This window comes from Dolichospermum sp. DET69 (assembly GCA_017355425.1).
Taxonomy (GTDB): domain Bacteria; phylum Cyanobacteriota; class Cyanobacteriia; order Cyanobacteriales; family Nostocaceae; genus Dolichospermum.
Window position 1 is genome coordinate 3,697,290 of sequence record CP070233.1, and the last position, 17,310, is coordinate 3,714,599.

Annotated in this window: 17 protein-coding genes and 1 pseudogene; 4 read left to right on the forward strand and 14 right to left on the reverse strand. The window is 39.2% G+C overall.

Annotated elements, in window-relative coordinates:
• The first annotated feature begins 32 nt into the window (after window positions 1–32).
• Together EZY12_16855 and aroF are read left to right on the forward strand one after the other, a co-directional pair.
• Complete coding sequence (locus EZY12_16855) at window positions 33–1,091, forward strand: RRXRR domain-containing protein (GenBank protein ID QSX70711.1); 1,059 nt, start codon at window positions 33–35, stop codon at window positions 1,089–1,091.
• On the forward strand, window positions 1,088–2,128 hold the full coding sequence (aroF, locus tag EZY12_16860) for a 3-deoxy-7-phosphoheptulonate synthase (protein QSX66470.1): 1,041 nt from the start codon (window positions 1,088–1,090) through the stop codon (window positions 2,126–2,128). Before EZY12_16855 ends, aroF begins: the two co-directional genes overlap by 4 nt.
• 404 nt (window positions 2,129–2,532) lie before the next feature.
• On the opposite strand, the gene minE is transcribed toward aroF, so the two are convergent.
• The 8 genes and pseudogenes from minE to EZY12_16900 all read right to left on the reverse strand — a co-directional run bounded on the left by minE (window position 2,533) and on the right by EZY12_16900 (window position 8,885).
• Entirely contained in the window at window positions 2,533–2,838 is a 306-nt protein-coding gene (minE, locus tag EZY12_16865; GenBank protein ID QSX66471.1) for a cell division topological specificity factor MinE, read from the reverse strand.
• A 37-nt stretch (window positions 2,839–2,875) separates the two neighbouring features.
• The gene (gene minD / locus EZY12_16870; protein ID QSX66472.1) at window positions 2,876–3,682 is read right to left on the reverse strand and encodes a septum site-determining protein MinD; all 807 of its coding nucleotides are present in this window, start codon (window positions 3,680–3,682) and stop codon (window positions 2,876–2,878) included.
• 128 nt (window positions 3,683–3,810) lie between these two features.
• Window positions 3,811–4,986: a septum site-determining protein MinC gene (gene minC / locus EZY12_16875; GenBank protein QSX66473.1), complete on the reverse strand. Its 1,176-nt coding sequence runs from the start codon at window positions 4,984–4,986 to the stop codon at window positions 3,811–3,813.
• 157 nt (window positions 4,987–5,143) lie between these two features.
• Window positions 5,144–6,469 (reverse strand): four-carbon acid sugar kinase family protein, encoded by a 1,326-nt coding sequence (locus tag EZY12_16880; GenBank protein ID QSX66474.1) that lies wholly within the window; start codon window positions 6,467–6,469, stop codon window positions 5,144–5,146.
• A gap of 566 nt (window positions 6,470–7,035) precedes the next feature.
• A pseudogene (locus tag EZY12_16885) lies at window positions 7,036–7,182 on the reverse strand (DUF29 family protein).
• Window positions 7,183–7,219: 37 nt separating this feature from the next.
• Window positions 7,220–7,717 (reverse strand): DUF3368 domain-containing protein, encoded by a 498-nt coding sequence (locus tag EZY12_16890; GenBank protein QSX66475.1) that lies wholly within the window; start codon window positions 7,715–7,717, stop codon window positions 7,220–7,222.
• Window positions 7,710–7,964: a UPF0175 family protein gene (locus EZY12_16895; protein QSX66476.1), complete on the reverse strand. Its 255-nt coding sequence runs from the start codon at window positions 7,962–7,964 to the stop codon at window positions 7,710–7,712. Before EZY12_16895 ends, EZY12_16890 begins: the two co-directional genes overlap by 8 nt.
• A 258-nt stretch (window positions 7,965–8,222) precedes the next feature.
• Entirely contained in the window at window positions 8,223–8,885 is a 663-nt protein-coding gene (locus tag EZY12_16900; protein ID QSX66477.1) for a hypothetical protein, read from the reverse strand.
• Window positions 8,886–9,866: 981 nt separating this feature from the next.
• Between EZY12_16900 and EZY12_16905 the strand changes: the two genes are divergently transcribed.
• Window positions 9,867–11,183: a S41 family peptidase gene (locus tag EZY12_16905; protein QSX66478.1), complete on the forward strand. Its 1,317-nt coding sequence runs from the start codon at window positions 9,867–9,869 to the stop codon at window positions 11,181–11,183.
• A gap of 760 nt (window positions 11,184–11,943) precedes the next feature.
• Here the strand turns inward: EZY12_16905 and EZY12_16910 are convergent.
• The 4 genes from EZY12_16910 to EZY12_16925 all read right to left on the reverse strand — a co-directional run bounded on the left by EZY12_16910 (window position 11,944) and on the right by EZY12_16925 (window position 15,461).
• The gene (locus EZY12_16910) at window positions 11,944–13,062 is read right to left on the reverse strand and encodes a transposase (GenBank protein QSX66479.1); all 1,119 of its coding nucleotides are present in this window, start codon (window positions 13,060–13,062) and stop codon (window positions 11,944–11,946) included.
• A 330-nt stretch (window positions 13,063–13,392) separates the two neighbouring features.
• Window positions 13,393–14,259 (reverse strand): hypothetical protein, encoded by an 867-nt coding sequence (locus tag EZY12_16915; GenBank protein QSX70712.1) that lies wholly within the window; start codon window positions 14,257–14,259, stop codon window positions 13,393–13,395.
• 46 nt (window positions 14,260–14,305) lie between these two features.
• Window positions 14,306–14,887 (reverse strand): DUF1517 domain-containing protein, encoded by a 582-nt coding sequence (locus tag EZY12_16920; protein ID QSX66480.1) that lies wholly within the window; start codon window positions 14,885–14,887, stop codon window positions 14,306–14,308.
• A gap of 415 nt (window positions 14,888–15,302) precedes the next feature.
• Window positions 15,303–15,461 (reverse strand): hypothetical protein, encoded by a 159-nt coding sequence (locus EZY12_16925; GenBank protein ID QSX66481.1) that lies wholly within the window; start codon window positions 15,459–15,461, stop codon window positions 15,303–15,305.
• Window positions 15,462–15,547: 86 nt separating this feature from the next.
• On the opposite strand from EZY12_16925, the gene EZY12_16930 reads away from it, so the two are divergent.
• Window positions 15,548–16,387, forward strand: coding sequence for a prephenate/arogenate dehydrogenase (locus tag EZY12_16930; protein QSX70713.1), 840 nt, complete (start codon window positions 15,548–15,550; stop codon window positions 16,385–16,387).
• A 189-nt stretch (window positions 16,388–16,576) separates the two neighbouring features.
• Here the strand turns inward: EZY12_16930 and EZY12_16935 are convergent, their stop codons facing one another.
• The gene (locus tag EZY12_16935; GenBank protein QSX66482.1) at window positions 16,577–16,972 is read right to left on the reverse strand and encodes a type II toxin-antitoxin system VapC family toxin; all 396 of its coding nucleotides are present in this window, start codon (window positions 16,970–16,972) and stop codon (window positions 16,577–16,579) included.
• Window positions 16,969–17,280, reverse strand: coding sequence for a hypothetical protein (locus EZY12_16940; GenBank protein ID QSX66483.1), 312 nt, complete (start codon window positions 17,278–17,280; stop codon window positions 16,969–16,971). The genes EZY12_16935 and EZY12_16940 overlap by 4 nt, the downstream gene beginning before the upstream one ends.
• Window positions 17,281–17,310 lie beyond the last annotated feature (30 nt).

Here is a 17,310-nt window from a genome sequence, read left to right on the forward strand (position 1 = left end):
GGGATAATACCCGCCTTCGACTCTACCAAGCAATTGGTAAATTCAATAAATTGGGTATTTTTTATGTACAGCTACAAAAGTTGCCTAGTGATAATAAAACACAAGATTTAGTTATTGGTTTAGATCCAGGCAAAATGTTTTCTGGCATAGCTGTTCAATCTCAAAAATACACACTACAAATGTTGCATCTAGTTTTACCATTCAAAACAGTTAAAGACAGAATGGAAAACCGATCTATGATACGACGTTGTAGACGTGGAAGACGAATTAACCGAAAAATATCTTTCAATAAACGTAGTCATCGTCAAGCAAGATTTGATAATCGTCGGCATTCAAAATTACCGCCAAGTATTCGAGCAAACAAAGACTTGGAGTACCGGATAATTACTTTGTTGCGTGAAATCTACCCGATTAAAACTATTGTAATTGAGGAAGTAGAAGCACGAGGAAGTAAAAGTTTCAGCCCTGTGATGGTTGGTCAAAGATACCAAATTAACCGATTGTCAGGACTAGCAGACATCGTTTTAAAGAAAGGTTGGGAAACATCAAATCTTCGTCAGCATCTAGGATTGCATAAAGAAAAATCTGACAAGTCTTTGCAAATACCAGAAACGCACGCAGTTGACGCAGTGACATTAGCTTGCTCTGAATTTATTAAATATCAAATATGGGAAGGAGTTAAAAATCATGGTGCATCCTGGATAGGCGCAGTTGATGTTACAGAGTCTCGATTCACCATTGTGCGTCGTCCTCCCATTAGTCGCAGGCAATTACATTTGATGACTTTTAGCAAAGGTGGTAATCGTCGGAAATATGGTGGATCTACAACCCGTCATGGATTTAGAAAAGGTGACTTTGTGGAAGCCACTCAAGGAAGTAAAACATTCTTTGGTTGGGTTAGCGGAGACACTGAAAAACAAGTTTCAGTTAGTGATGCTAATTGGAAAAGGCTTGGACAATGTTCCATTAAAAAAGTTAAGTTGATACGACGCTCAACAGGATTAATTGCCACTGCGGTTAAAACCGCTCGCGTCGCTTCCCTCTCAGCACGCTTTTTGACTGAGTTTCCCACTTACCGTGAGGTCTTATGATTATTGTCATGAAAGTTGGTTCCCCACAGGAAGAAATAACTCGCATTACAACAGAACTATCTAGCTGGGGATTAACACCAGAAAAAATCATTGGAGAACATAAAGTAGTAATTGGTTTAGTTGGTGAAACTGCGGCGTTAGACTTACCCCGCATTCAAGAATTGAGTTCATGGATTGAGCAAGTATTACGAGTAGAAGTACCCTACAAACGAGCTAGTCGCCAGTTTCGTCATGGTGAAGCTTCTGAAGTGGTGGTGAATACTCCTCAAGGAGAGGTGGTGTTTAGTGAACATCATCCTTTGGTAGTTGTGGCTGGACCCTGTTCGGTGGAAAATGAAGAAATGATTGTAGAAACTGCACTGCGGGTAAAGGCGGCTGGAGCTAAGTTTTTACGAGGTGGGGCGTATAAACCCCGAACTTCACCTTATGCTTTTCAAGGTCATGGTGAAAGTGCTTTAGGATTGTTGGCTAAAGCGCGGGCAGTGAGTGGACTTGGTATTATTACAGAAGTAATGGATACTGAAGACTTGGAGAAAATTGGCGAAGTTGCCGATGTGATTCAGGTAGGGGCGAGAAATATGCAGAATTTCTCCATGCTGAAAAAAGTGGGAGCGCAACCGAAACCAGTGCTGTTAAAACGCGGTATGGCGGCGACTATTGAAGATTGGTTAATGGCGGCGGAGTATATTTTAGCTGCGGGTAATCCTAATGTGATTTTATGTGAACGGGGAATTAGAACTTTTGACCGTCAATATACCCGGAATACTCTAGATTTATCGGTTGTGCCAGTGTTGCGGAAACTGACCCATTTACCAATCATGATTGATCCTAGTCATGGGCTAGGTTGGTCTGAGTTTGTCCCTTCTATGGCTATGGCGGCGATCGCTGCGGGTACAGATTCGCTGATGATTGAAGTCCATCCTTACCCTGCGAAAGCCTTATCTGATGGGACCCAATCCTTAACCCCAGACCGTTTTGATAAATTAATGTCAGAATTAACCGTGATTGGTAAAGCCGTTGGCCGCTGGCCACAATAGACTCAAAATTGTCTTGAGGACAAGACTTGGGAAGGCAGACAAGGTGACAAGGGAGGAAAACCGGACACAGGAATATATGATTGGTAATAAAACGTAGTTATTCACTCCCCCCCCTCTAAAATTATCGAAACCCTTGATCTCTCGTTAAAGATAAGGGGGGGTGTGAACAGTTACAATAAAACAACCCATAGACCGAGTATTTTGTGGATAAAATCCTCCTTGTCTACTATCCTTCCTTGTCATCAGTTGGTCTTGCCTTTACAGAAAATATTAAAAACCTACACCTGTCAGGGCATCCTGCCTGCCCATATTATATTTAATTGTCCCTATCTACTATGGTCAAATCACAAACCAAAAATTGTGAATTAAATTAAAATACAACCCAAGTCCCAGACCCTGGGACATTACAGTAAAATATCACTGTTTTCTAATACTGTTTCATCTAAGCTTTCCTTGACCCTACGGATTGGTAAATTAGCTATTAAAGCCGTTGTCCGTTGGCTGCTTTCTAGGGAAAACTCCAAACCATCTGTTTCTATTTCGACATAGCGACAAACGATTTCCAGGATTTCCTGACGCATTTTTTCTAAGGTTTGGGGGTCTAAGTCTGTACGGTCATGGGAGATTACCACTTGCAGACGACGTTTAACATCATCGCGGCTGTTATCGGGACTACGAGCAAAAAATTTTTCTAAAATTTCAAGAATCATTGCGGGTATGTGTAAGGCAGAAACACTGGTAAGTAAATTAAACAATCTTTGACCACAACATCTTTCTCAAGCGGGAGAAGATATTTTTATTAGATGAGTCAAGCTCAAGAAATTCTACAGTTTCCCCTTCCAATCTCCGAGCAATATTCTCAAAAGCTGTGGCAGCTAAAGAGGGAGTGTCTGATAATACTAAAGGTTCGCCACGGTTGGTAGAGACAATCACCCGCTCATCGTCGGGGATCACTCCAATTATGGGGATAGCGAGAAGTTCCTGAACGTCCTGTACAGACATCATATCATTTGCCTGTACCATTGCTGGTCTAATCCTGTTAACTATTAAGTTAATCTTTTTTACACCTTGGGCTTCAAGTAATCCCACTACTCGGTCGGCATCACGGACTGCGGAAATTTCGGGAGTGGTGACAATCAAGGCTTCTTTTGCTGGTGCAGTCGCATTTTTAAACCCCATTTCAATCCCTGCCGGGCAGTCAATCATCACATACTCATACTTTTGTGCCAGTGCATTTACTAGTAACTTCATTTGGTCAGGTGTAACTGATTCTTTGTTACGGTGTTGGGTAGCTGGGAGCAGTACCAAATTCGGTTGCCGCTTATCTCTAACTAAAGCTTGTTCTAAACGACACTCTCTAGCCAAGACTTCCACCGCTGTATAAACAATGCGATTTTCTAGTCCCAGGAGTAAATCTAAATTTCGCAGCCCAAAATCTGCGTCAATTAAGGCCACTTGCTTGCCTATTTTGGCTAAAGCCATCCCTAAATTAGCTGAAACTGTGGTTTTACCCACTCCCCCTTTACCGGAGGTAATGACAATAATGCGAGTCATGATAATGCTGTATGAAAGTTCAGGGAACAACTATAAAATATTTAAAGCTATTGATTAATTCTAATTACCTTTTGTCAGTTGTCATTAGTTATTAGTCATTAGTTATTGGTAAAACTATTGCCTATTACCTAAATATTTTGTGGAACTAATTGCGTTCGACTACTTAATTGACTACGGGAAAAATCAGCGGCTTTAACAATGCGAATTCCTTCAGGTGTAATATGTGCAACTTCAGGAAAGAAGCTGCTTAGGGTTTTTTCTGGCGCTCTAGCGACAGCATCAGCAATTCGCAATTGGGTTGGTTCCATTTGCAAGGCCATGATCAGAGATTCCCGATTACCACCGGCACCAGCATGGGCAACCCCCCGCAAGCGCCCCCAAATCAGAATATCCCCATCTGCAATGACAATACCACTAGGATTGATATCTCCCAAGATAATTACCGTACCGGGATGACGAATTTCTACGCCTGATCTAACTGTCATTTGCAGATAAAGTGCATCTGCTAGGGCGGTGGGAGTTGGTTGAATATCGGACGCGAGGGATGTTTGGAGTTGGATTTGTTCTACAGAATAACCCAGGGTACAAGCAGCGATCGCCGTTTGTCTCCGACTGGTGGCTACGGATTTTAGTTGTAGTTGGTATGTATTTAAAGTTTCTGCCAAATCTTGCAGTTGTCTGTTATCTAACAACCGATCTTTCGCTACTAGATGCACGGATGTATTTGGCTTGCGTAAGCGATCGCCTGCATTGAGACGCTGTTTCATTTGTTGCCAAATTTCCCACCAATTGAATTCTGATGGTAATATTTGAGACTCAGTGGGCAAAATTAATAATAGTCGCTCTCCTTCGGTTTTTAACTGAACTTGAATATTATGATCTACCTTCTGCTGGTTGTCATTTAAATCAGTATTTGGTAAATCAGATAAAATAGAACTAGATTCCCCATGATTAGGAATATTAGATTCTGGATTTTCAGCAGCAGAATTACCGTTTAAATAGGCAATTACAGAATTTAACTCTGAATTAGGAATAATAGGATCAGATTCTACTTTATTATCAGCAAAATCTGTATTTATCTCGCCAGAGTTAGAATCATTTACCTCTTGATCAACCTGATGAGAAATTGGTTCTGACTTAGGAACTTCAGGCTTTATTTCATCAGGTTTAGCAGTATCAGTAGCATCTACATTTTCTGGGACAGAATGAGAATTATTTACCTCTTGATCAACCTGATGAGGAATTGATTCTGACTTAGGAAATTCAGACTTTATTTCATCAGGTTTGGTAGAATCAGAATTCATGCAGCACTAGCCAAAATACACCAACATTTGAAATCTTCATAAAAATAGAGAAATTTGGTAATGGGTAATTGCGGATAAAATCCCTGTTTTCATCCTATTTATCCTTTCATCAGTGGATATATTGATTCTGACAGTTTCTCCAATTACCAATTACCAATTACCAATTACCTATCAATGTTTGATAAACTATCCCCAAAGCATCAGCATTACCGACATTACCGGGGAACAATACCACTGGCAAATTCGGAAACAGGGGATGATCAGATGGTGTGATTACCATTGAACACCCTGCTAAAATTTGACCAAGTAATCGGGCTGAAGTTAAAGCCAGTCCCGTACTCAAGACATCGTTAGAAGTAATACCCCCCTTACTGATTAGGAATCCTATATCAGATGGCAAACCTTGGACAATATCCATGAGTAAAGCTGAAACTGTAGTGCCAAAATCTAACCTAGTTTTGACATCTTTAAAAGCCAATTCCTGACGGCTAGTATAAATTACTGGCGTTTTACCAGCATTATGCACTACTTTGACATTTTCTAGAATCTCGGTTAGCAGTTTAGCAGATTCATTTACCCCATTCTCAACTAATCTGCCCACATTAACTTCTATGCCTACCGTTCCCTCAACTTGTAATAATGATTCTAACTGTTGAGTTGTCTTTTTCACGTGAGAACCAACAATAATTGCACCAGGTTTACCACCGCGCACATATTCTGTCATATTTTCAGCAGCAATGGGTTGGGGTGGTAAGGCCGCCAAAGCTGTTAAAATACTAGCAGCAGAACGGAATAAAAAACGTTTTCCCTGACTTGCGGCTGTTAATACATCTACAGCAAAGGTATTCAGATCCTCCTGATTTTCCCCGTCTATGACACCACATTGATTATTCTCAAGTTTTAATAAGCTTTCTAAACTACCAGCACGGATATCTGCGAGTAAAAATCTAGTAACAGTATCTTCTTTAATTCGTCCTTTGGTTTTTTCTTCGACATATTTAGGAAGATAGCTGTAATTGTAGCCAAAGACAGAATCACGGGCAAATTCTGTTTCATGTACGGGAGTAGGAACACCATCAATGATTAGATAGTGAATACTGTCGCGGGTAATTCTTCCCCCTTCAAAAAACGCAGGTACGAGAAAATGAGCATCAAATGGACCAAGTTCTTCAGCAATGACATCTGTTTCTATGGGATAATGTCCGCGCAAGGTGGAGTCTGAACGACTGACTACGAGAAAATCATCTATTTTTTCCTCTGCTAGTGCGAGTTTGAGGTTATGACAAACTTCTCTGGTGACATTAGCGGCTGATTCTGGTGTCAGAGCGCGAGTATTGGTTAAAATAAAGAAGATAGGAGCATTATCTTTTAATCCTAACCGTAAGGTTTCCACGTCCCAGTGCATGAGTAATAAGCAACTGTGGACGGTTTGCGAACCAGTAGGATCATCATCGAGGACAATTATTTTGGGTTGGTTATTCATAGGTTATTTTGTTTATACTTTTGTGAGGTTTCTAAGTTCTGCTTGTACGTCCAAGGCAATCTGTCATGATTGATTGAGAAGTTGAGTATATTCAATCGCTTGACGACTAACTTCTAAGTTTTGGAGATTGGCTAAATCATTTACCACTAAATCTTGGTTATTAGCAAGCGGTTTTTTATTATCGCGCAAAATCTGTTCACTTTTTCAAGCGCGAACTAAATCTTCTCTATAAGGAAGGATAAGTTAAATTGGTATATTAGTACGGTGCGTCAGACCGCATAAATACTGACAATAAAGAGATTCTCAATATCTGACGCACCCTATAACCTATCTTCCGCACCCTCAACTGTCACAATCGGTTTTTACTGTTTTTTATGATGAAATGAGGATGTATTATATACCGAATCTCAATGAATTAACGGATACATGATGCCGACAAGGCATAATTTGTATCCAAAAATCAAGAGAAAATCAAGTGATAATACTATGTGACACCCCAGGGTGCGGAATGTGGGCTATAAGAGATATTCAATGTGATAATTGGGTAAGTTAAGTATTGATATATTTTAGTCGGCTTTATCGTGATGATTGCAGTTATTTTCAGGAAACCAATTTTCATCTAGGATTTGCTCTAAAGAACCAATGAGTACAAGAGGGAATTTGTCAATAGTAAGTTGAGAACGATCCGAAACTTCTTTTCTTGCTTCTTGATAAGATTCAAAAATGAATATGGTGCAAATATTGAAAACATTAAAATTTTCCAGCTTCTTTAAGTGCGAAATCAATCACTCGTTGACTTAAACGAATATTGTGATTGAGCATTTTTTCAATCGCAGTTTTGATAGATAGGGGATATCCTTCTTTTTTAGCACGTAGCAAAATTCCAATTGAACCCGTAACTGCAAGACCACTTAATCTAGCTATTCTTCTTCCTACCGCTTCATCTATACAGACTGTAGAAATATTTTTATTTAATGCTAATTGAATTACAGAAGCTTCTCCTACATCTAAAGAATTCAGAAGTATAGGAGAAATATTTACAGGAACAGTTTGCTTTTGTAGCCAAAAATCAGCTTTAAATTCAGTTACACCCAAACCTGTTGTACCACCAATGATTATTTCTTGAGAAACTTCAAAGGGAACAATAACAGTTGTATATAAAGATTGTAAAACATTAAAGTACCCGATAGCAGCAACAATAGCAATTAAAGGAGAAGTATTAATAACAATTTCACTGGTGTTAGGCATTTTCTATATCTGATAATAATTCCTCTGCACTTAAATCAATTAATGGCACTCCATAATCATTTAATTTAAGGATAAAAGTTACTCTCTCTACTCCTAATAAAGCCGCAGCCATACCAGAAGAAAGACGTTTCATTTCATATAGTTTAACTGCCATTGCCCATTTTGCTTCTTGTTCAAACTGTTCTCTAGTTTTACCAACAGCATCAGGTAAAGTTTCGGGATAGTTAATTTGGAGTTGCAAAGACATAATTTATTGTACAGCAAAGGTTATTGATATTATCGAATTATAACAAATAAAGTTGAGTATCTGCGTGATCAACCATATAAGCAACTCACTTTTCTATTTTTGTTTTTATTACCTTCCCTTTATTTATGGATGTAAAAACGCAAGTTATGACCTTTTCAAGTATAACGTGTTGTATATATCGCTCTCTGAAATCAACTCAATATCTACCGATGGTTATGCGATCGCTTAATATTAAAGCATAGTTGAATTAATTGATGATTACACTTTTGTCAGTTTTCTAAGTTCCGTTTGTACATCCAACGCAATCTGCAATGATTGATTCAGCAGTTGAGCATATTCACTAGCTTGATTACTAACTTCTAAACTTTGCAGATTGGCTAAATTATTTACCACTAAATCTTGATTATTAGCCAGTAGTCTTTTATTATCGCGCAAAATCCGTTCACTTTTCAAAGCGCGAACTAAATCTTCCCTAATTAGCTCAAGTGCGGATATAACTTTTTCTCTGTCGCTAATGCTACTTTGGGAGTTACCAGAGTTGGTAAGTTGATCATTAATATCTATCGCTTGGACGACTTCGTGATATTTTTCAACTTCGTCTAAAAGGATTGTGAGTGCATGGGGACAGGTTTTTTTTCGCCAGAGCGAGCGCCCCACAACTACCGCAACAGGTACAATAATCAGTAACATTACCCCCAATTGATTAGAAGATCCCAGCGTGGGTAAAACTATAAAAGCGTAAATACCACCAACTATAATCGGTGTTAGCACCAAAGCGACTAAAGCTTCATTAAGAAAAAAGCTAGTCCGCCTGTCCTTGTCTGCCATAATTGAGGGACGGAAAACGTCTTCTGAATCGAATCCAGTTAAGCGTCTAAGTTCCCCTTTGCTAATTTCTAAACCTACTAAATCTGGCTGCACTGCTAAACACTCCTTTGAGTTAAGCATCTATTTTAAAGTGTAGAGCGATATCTTGAAGGATATTGAGAACTCCCTTGTCCGTTGTTATAGTGGTAAAAATCAGCCAACTTATGTAGGAGCAGTTTGAAAATCTAAAATAATTTTTGTAACAAGCACCACATTTTTTTAAATTTGCCCTGAAAGTGAATTAATCGAGTTGATGGTAAATTTATGTTGCGTAAATAACTAATAAAACTTTAATTATCTATTGATAGAAATCACCGCTACTAAGCTGAGAAAGTGCTATCGTAGAAAAGATAATTAAGCATTTACAAAAGATACTCATCTCAGTGTCTTCTGTTTGTCTGTGTTGTTCTGTAAAAAAACTGATTAAGTCCAACTATATTTGTTAACCAACAAATAAAATATCTGGCTAATCACTAACAAAAGTCCAAAAGATGGATAAAGCATCCAGGTTATTAGGATAAAAAAGACTAGAAAACATCAGAAAATTCTGATTGATAAACTGTCGAAAACACAACTATTTCAGCTAATATACGTCAGTAACCCAGCCCTAAAGGGACTGAGCTTGCAAAAGAAATTAAACAAGCTGTACTGACCAGACCACCCTGAGCATAGTCTCAGGGTAGCCGTTATTTGAGTCACGACACCCACCGAATGCGAAGCTAGTTCCCTGCTCTGTCGCTTGTGATTAAACAGTTCTAAGGTCACTGGAACAGTGTTGCAAGTCTAACAAGCTCTAATAACTGGTCGAAGCTAACATTACCCCAGAAATGGGAGGCTCTTTGGAGCAAAACATTATGCGTACAGAGTTGAGAAATTTGAATCGGTAATTGTCCCGTTGAAAGTACATCACAAAAGTACCCCGAATTTCCCAACTCCAAGGCGGTAATGAAACAAGATTTAAAGCGTTTAAAAACGCCCGATTTGCTTCCCTCTCAGGTCTAAAGACACTGAGTTTCCCACTTACCGCGATGTCTTATGAACCAATCTGCGAAACGTTACTCACCGCTCCAAGCTGCCTTGATTGGTGGAGCGATCGCCACAACTGCTACTATATCTGTATTCGGTCAGGCTTGGACACGCTCAGTTCATGCTGCTTTACAAGATAGTCCTAAAGCATTAGTTGACCAAGTTTGGCAGTTGGTGAATCGTGAATATGTTGATGAAAAATTTAATCAGCAAGATTGGCAAGCAATCAGGCAAAGCCTATTAAGTAAAGATTATACTTCTAAAGATGAAGCTTATGTAGCCATCCGTGAAGCTTTGCAAAAGCTAGGTGATCCCTACACACGGTTTATGAACCCCAAACAATACGAATCCCTAACCAACCAAACATCTGGGGAAGTATCCGGGATTGGTATTCGGATGCAAATCAACGAAAAAACCAAGCGTCTAACGGTAATAGAAGCTATAGAAAATTCTCCAGCCCTCAAAGCCGGACTCAAATCAGGTGATGAGATTTTAGCAATTGATGGTAAATCTACCCTGAAAATGACGGTAGAAGATGCTTCAAAATTGATTCGTGGTCGGATAGGTACTTCTGTGAGATTGGACTTAGAAAGACCAAGTAACAAATTTAACGTTAAATTAACGAGAGCAACAATAGAAGTTCCCACAGTCCGGTATACCCTGAAACAAGAAACTGGTCGGCGAGTTGGGTATATTAAATTACAAGAATTTAGCTCTCACGCTGCGGATCAAATGCGTGTAGCCATTCGCAAGTTGAACGACCAAAAAGTTGATTCCTACGTTTTAGATTTACGAGGTAATCCTGGTGGTCTATTAAATGCGAGTATAGAAATTGCCAGAATGTGGCTAGATGACGGACATATCGTCAAAACCGTGGACCGCAAAGGATCAAGTTCTCAAACAACAGCTAACCGTACAGCTATTACCAAACTCCCCTTAGCAATTTTAGTTGATGGTAATTCCGCTAGTGCTAGTGAAATCCTCACCGGCGCACTTAAAGATAATAAACGCGCTGTGGTTGTTGGTAGTCAAACCTTCGGTAAAGCTTTAGTACAGTCAGTCCATGAATTAGGGGATGGTTCAGGTCTAGCTGTCACCATTGCCCATTACTATACACCGAATGGTACAGATATCAATCATAAAGGGATTGCACCAGATATTAAGCTCGACTTGACACAAACCCAAGAACGTGAATTAGCTTCTAATCCAAATTTAGTTGGTACAAATAGCGATCCCCAATATAGCCGCGCTATTGCTGTTCTTTCTAATGGCAAATTAGCACAATCACAGTCTATGAATGTCAGTGCTAAAGACCTGAAATTTTAGAATTTGAGGTATGATTGTTTACCCCCCTTAGTCCCCCCTTTCCAAGGGGGGATAACAGAAAATCAAGTCCCCTCCCCTTAGAAAGGGGAGGGTTAGGGAGGGGTAAAACAATATTTGATACACTATAAAACCCACCTTCCGCACCCTAAACTGTCACACAACGAAAAATGGTCATTTGGGGATTTGAGATTGGCGATCGTTACCTAAAATTTAGACCATTTTGTATCAAAATTATCCTCACAGGTCTTCAAAAATCCGAAATTACCGATTGTGACACTGGGGGGTGCGGAATGTGGGATAAAAGACTGTAAATTCGAGAGCTAATAGCCCAATTCTTCTCTTCCTTCTTCCTTCGTAACCTTCACTCCTATATCCCTCCGGTCCCGTCAGGGATACGTGGTTCAGTAGGGGCGTATTGCTATACGTCCCTACTGATTCCTGTAGGGGCGTATTGCAATACGCCCCTACTAGCCTTCACGAAAAGACTTTTATGGCTTACGCTACGCTATCAGCAAGCCCTACCCAAATAGAGAATTATAGGTAGGGTACTGTTATAAACCCCCTATGCTAACAGTGTAAAATCCGTTCTATAAAACTTACCCAAAATTACCAAAGTCTAGACACATCTGGACAGCGATAATCTTAGTGTTTATTTCCTGCTTCATCGCGGTCTTAGAATGACTTCTAATCTTGTTTGCCCGCTCCACAGACAATCTCGGTAGAACTTACCGTTTCTGACCGTAGTTCCTAAAAAGAACCGCTACGCTACAGGGATAAAAATATCCACAAACCATCGGTCAATATTCTTAGCTGCGTTGAGGTCACGATCCTCTGTATGTCCACAATCAGGACAAACATAAACGCGGCTTTTTAATGGCATTTTATGACGATGATTACCGCAGTTAGAGCATATTTGCGAACTAGGAAAGAATCTATCTACAAGGATTAATTCACTGCCAAACTTCTCAGTTTTGTACTCTAATTGCCTTTTAAATTCATACATCCCACAATCTGCAATTGCACCTGCTAATTTGTGGTTCTTCAAAAATGCCTTAACGTGCAAATCTTCTATCTTAATTATGCTGTGGTTTTTAGCTAGATAGTAGGTTAATTTGTGAATAGAATCCTTGCGAATATTAGAAACTTTGGCGTGTAATTTAGCTAATTTTCTCACAGCTTTTTTACGGTTATTAGAGCCTTTAATTTTCCTGCTCACATTACGCTGTAAACGTTTCATGCGTTTACTCATGCGGCGGTAGGCTTTAGGATTATCGAATACTTCACCATTACTGCAAACTGCTAATTCTTTGATACCGATGTCAACGCCAATGGTCGGTCGGTCTGCAAGTATAGGAGGTTTTTCAACTTCGTATTTAACAGAAATAAACCATTTATCAGCCTGTCTAGAAATCACGCAATTATGAGTTGCTATAATCGGTAAAGGTTCTGCTAAACGTACCCAGCCAATTGACGGTAATTTAATTCTTTTACCATCATTTTTAATCGCTGGTTTCGCCTTAGTTCCTGATTCTAAATAGAAAGAATCGTGTTGTCCTTTTTTCTTGAATCGTGGTTGTTTTGATGTTTTGGAAAAACACCTATCCCAAGCCTGGCGTAAATCAGCTAACGCCTTCTGAGGAACATTTTTATTAACTTCGTAATACCAAATATGCTCAGATTTTACCTCAGCAATTAATCGCTTATGCAAGTCTATTGCTGAGGGTAATTTAAGTTTTTCGCCTTCTTTTTGAGCAGCTAAAATATCCTTGATTTGAGCATTTGCCCAGTTATAGGCGTGTCTAGCTACTCCAGATGCTTTACGAAAAGCTGTAACCTGTCCGTTATTTGGAATTAACGCGGTTTTGAAACACAGAAGCATTGTTTTCGACCTGACAATGTTTATTGATACTTCTCTAGTATATGCCCATATCTACCTACTATCAACTGTTTTGGATAGATTCTTGGACATTAGCAGCATCACCTATTGAAATAGTCACTTGTTGGTTTTCCATATAATTAACTCCGTTACTTGACTAAGTTAATTATATGGATGTTCCGTAAAATATGGCTAGTTATGGGTAGAAATTGCCGAACAGTTTAAAACCCCCGCAGTCAAAGTTGTCGTTAAAAATTATTGTTCCCCCAATGTTGGGGGTTAGGGGGCGATTCCATCACTTATGCGTACACGGAGTATCAAAGCCCGAATTTATTATCTTCTTCTACTACCGAAACCGGAAGAACGACGACTAGAAGAACGGCCACCACTACCAAAACTATTATTAGAATTGCGACGGGTAGAGCTAGAGTTACCAGAAGGTTTAAGGGTACTACTACCAAAACCAGAACCGGACGCTCTTCCACCTGTTGTAGTCCGGGTTGCACTTCCTGAAGAAGAGTTTCTGATGTTTCCTGTGGTGCGGAAAGTAGTGCGATTTCTCACTGCTGCGGGTGGTTCATTGTACCGAGAACGGTAACTAGAAACTGCTGAATCATAGTTAGAACCATAGCCACCATAACCATTCATGATCCCACCTGGCTGATATACGGGGGGAACATAATATTGAGGTCTAAATAACATACTACCAATAGCTTGACCAGCAACATTACCAACTAAAGCACCTGCAAAAGGCGCCCAAAAACTACTTTGCTGACGAACAATTACAGTTTCCGGTTGTCCAGTTTGGGGATTGTTTTTGGTTTCTGTGACGTTATGGATGTACTCAAGTTTAAAGTCTTCAGTCATATATAAGACTGGCTGACTATTTTCTACTTTCAAGTAAGTTTTCTTACCTGCTTTGATTTCTTCATCAGTCAATCGTGCCATTTGTAGCTTTTCTGTGGCAAAGCTGGGGGGGGTGTTATTAAGTAAAAACAGGGTATACTCACCATTAACATCGTTGTATGTACCTTGTTGTACTTCATACTGACCATCATTTAATTTGGTGGGAGTAGCAGTTTGGCTAACGTTCTTTGTTGAAGAATTAACTTGGTTTCCTCCCCCACAAGCAACAGTTGTTAAGCACAAAGTCAAGGCTAAAAAAACAACTGTAAATTGACGCAGTACGGTGATTATCATTGTGTTCATGTTTTGTGCTGGTACTAATTACAGATCCATAAATAATTTACAATGGAATCAATTCAGGGTAATACTCTAATAATTGATCACTAGAAAGTTCATCACCTAATTGAGCGGGAGAAAAATGGACTTGGATAGCGCGGAGTTTATGTTTGTAGTGTAAATTAATTAGGGCTTTTAAAGCTGCTTTTAAGGCTGGAATATTCGCCAAATCAGTTTCTAACTCGGGAACTTCTCCTTCAGCCGCAACTGTAATCATGATAATGATGTTACGGGTGACAGGGAGTGATAAGGGCTGATTTGAGGAATTGGCATTAAAATCAAGATTAGCCCCATATCTTTGGGCTGAGTCTGTGAATAATTCATTAACGTAATCTCCTGTTTCCCCTTCATTCCACAAAACATCACCTTCATTAGCAGCAGAGAACCAATATTCGTCATATTGCAGGAAAGTTTGGCACAGTTGCACCAATTCTTCTCCTGAGACTTCTAGATCACCATCAGCATCAATTGCTGTTCGAGCGCTACGATTGAGGACACCTAGTATCGGGGCTACGTCTGATCCTTGTAAATGCAAAAATAAACGACAGACAACATAGCGAGTTTTACCCATCATGCGATTAAACATTTTTTGTCTCCTGTAATGTCAGTGGATAATTAAATACTATACAAATTTATAGTGGCAAACCAAAACTGATAATTAATCAGGTTCTTCGGTACTTATTATGCTAAAACAACAATTTGAGAGGAGGGAACAGGGAACAGGGACCAGGGAACAGGGGAACAGGGGAACAGGGGAACAGGGGAACAGGGGAACAGGGGAACAGGGGAAAAATTTTAATTTTCTAGTTTTTTAATCAGACTAATAATCATTCTGCTTTCCTATTCATAATAAGTTAAGAATCATTTCTATATCTTTTTCTGAGCATAATCCAACTCGCTTCGATAAAATTAGGTGAGTTTCTAATTCTTAATATCTGACATTCTTCCTGTTCCCTGTTCCCTGTTCCCTATTCCCTGTTCCCTTTCAGGTCCCCTAATCATCAAGGACGGGCAGGATGCCCATCCCACAAAATTGGGTAATTTATTTTTTGGTGTTCCCTAAGATTAATGCTACTAAAATTCGATTCTGTGAGGTTAAGACCACTAAAGTCTAAAACCCCCTCTGCATATTTTGCGATTAATTCTGCTTCTAAATTCATGAATCTACCCTGTTATTGCCAACTTTGAGAGTTGGACTTGGTAAAGTATCGAGAGAACAAGTAAAAATTAAATTTTCAAAATGACGATGAAAATTGGTATTCTAGGATTAGGGCTGATTGGTGGTTGTTTAGGTTTCGATTTACGTTCGCAAGGACACTATGTTTTAGGTGTGAGCCGTCGTGAATCAACCTGTGAAAAAGCTATTAACCTTGGTAGTGTTGATCAAGCGTCCTTGGATTTGAGTTTGTTGGCATCAGCCGAAGTTGTATTTATTTGTACTCCTATAGGATTGATAGTGCCTCAAGTGAAAGAGTTAATAACTCATTTACCAAAAACTACTATTATCACTGATGTTGGTTCAGTTAAAACACCTATAGTTGAGGGAATTTCTCCTTTGTGGGAGAATTTTATCGGTGGTCATCCGATGGCAGGAAAAACAGATGTCGGTATAGAAGCAGCACAGCGGAACTTGTTTTTCAATCGGCCGTATGTATTGACACCAACAGGGATAACACCTAGTAATGTTGTGATAATTGTAGAAGAAATTGTGCGATCGCTCGGTTCTATTATTTATCATTGTCAACCAGAACAACATGACCGGGCTGTAAGTTGGATTTCTCATTTACCTGTCATGGTTAGTGCTTCTTTAATAGCAGCTTGTTTAAGTGAAACAGATCCAGAAATCGCCGCATTAGCCCAAAATTTTGCCAGTTCAGGGTTTCGGGATACTAGTAGAGTCGGAGGAGGAAATCCCGAATTAGGAGTAATGATGGCACAATATAATCGTCAGGCATTGTTACATTCTCTAAATCAATACCGCGAAAATTTAGACGAATTTATTCAGATAATTGAGCAGGAAAAGTGGGAATTATTGGCAGAAAAGTTTAAATTCAATCAACAAGCGCGTCCTGATTTTGTAGAATAAGTTACTGGTTCGTTAAATAGGTTGGTGTAAATAATTATCATCGTAATAAGGCAGAGGAGCAGGGATCTCTGTCTCAGGGGGGTTTGCTGGTTCCCGGGATTATATCCACTCAAAAATCAGTATTTAAATACCACAGTGAATAAATTCACTCGTGTCGTTTCCCGCTGTCCCCTAAAATTTGTATTAATTCTAGTTTGAATCCAAAAACTTAATCATAGGATAAGCCAAAATTGCTCGATCTTCAGTCACCATAATTAAATCATGTTGTAAAGCTTGAGATATTAACAAACGGTCAAATGGATCTCGATGAAGTGATGGCAGATTAATCAATTGAGCAATGCTATTTTCATCAACCACAAGACTTTTAATTAAGTGCTTTCTTCTTTGCTCAGGAAGATATATTTCAGGAGAATTAGGAAAAGAAAGTTTTCCTTGTTGATATTTAATGACGCATTCCCAAATTGAGGCAACGCTCAAAAATCTTTCATTATTGGGATTTTTGAGTTCTTGGCAAAAGTAATCTGACAACCGCCCATCATTGTCAATCAACCAGAGAAAAATATGAGTATCTAACAATAGTTTCATTGGGGGTAAAATAAATCTAAAATTTCATCTGGTAATGGGTCATTAAAATCATCAGGAACAACAAATTCGCCTTTTGCAAGTCCAATAGGTAGCAATTTATTTTGCTGACGATAAGATTCAACGATTCTGTCAATTTCTTCATTGGTGGTCGGAGTTTCTGTTTCAATAGGAGTTTGTTGATATTCTAAAAACCCAACAAATTGCCACAAGTAATTAAGCTGCTCGGTAGCTAATTGATCTAGCTTTTGATGTAAACGTTCTCGTAAACTTTCCTTTTGAGAATAATCATGGGTTGCTCTAGCATTCATATTTACTCCTTCCAATAATAATATTTTGGC

Coding starts and splice junctions, on each gene's coding strand:
- aroF (QSX66470.1), top strand. CDS start 1,088: ATGATTATTGTCATGAAAGTTGGTTCCCCACAGGAAGAAATAACTCGC.
- minE (QSX66471.1), bottom strand. CDS start 2,838: ATGATTCTTGAAATTTTAGAAAAATTTTTTGCTCGTAGTCCCGATAAC.
- minD (QSX66472.1), bottom strand. CDS start 3,682: ATGACTCGCATTATTGTCATTACCTCCGGTAAAGGGGGAGTGGGTAAA.
- minC (QSX66473.1), bottom strand. CDS start 4,986: ATGAATTCTGATTCTACCAAACCTGATGAAATAAAGTCTGAATTTCCT.
- EZY12_16880 (QSX66474.1), bottom strand. CDS start 6,469: ATGAATAACCAACCCAAAATAATTGTCCTCGATGATGATCCTACTGGT.
- EZY12_16890 (QSX66475.1), bottom strand. CDS start 7,717: ATGCCTAACACCAGTGAAATTGTTATTAATACTTCTCCTTTAATTGCT.
- EZY12_16895 (QSX66476.1), bottom strand. CDS start 7,964: ATGTCTTTGCAACTCCAAATTAACTATCCCGAAACTTTACCTGATGCT.
- EZY12_16905 (QSX66478.1), top strand. CDS start 9,867: ATGAACCAATCTGCGAAACGTTACTCACCGCTCCAAGCTGCCTTGATT.
- EZY12_16910 (QSX66479.1), bottom strand. CDS start 13,062: ATGCTTCTGTGTTTCAAAACCGCGTTAATTCCAAATAACGGACAGGTT.
- EZY12_16915 (QSX70712.1), bottom strand. CDS start 14,259: ATGATAATCACCGTACTGCGTCAATTTACAGTTGTTTTTTTAGCCTTG.
- EZY12_16920 (QSX66480.1), bottom strand. CDS start 14,887: ATGTTTAATCGCATGATGGGTAAAACTCGCTATGTTGTCTGTCGTTTA.
- EZY12_16925 (QSX66481.1), bottom strand. CDS start 15,461: ATGAATTTAGAAGCAGAATTAATCGCAAAATATGCAGAGGGGGTTTTA.
- EZY12_16930 (QSX70713.1), top strand. CDS start 15,548: ATGAAAATTGGTATTCTAGGATTAGGGCTGATTGGTGGTTGTTTAGGT.
- EZY12_16935 (QSX66482.1), bottom strand. CDS start 16,972: ATGAAACTATTGTTAGATACTCATATTTTTCTCTGGTTGATTGACAAT.
- EZY12_16940 (QSX66483.1), bottom strand. CDS start 17,280: ATGAATGCTAGAGCAACCCATGATTATTCTCAAAAGGAAAGTTTACGA.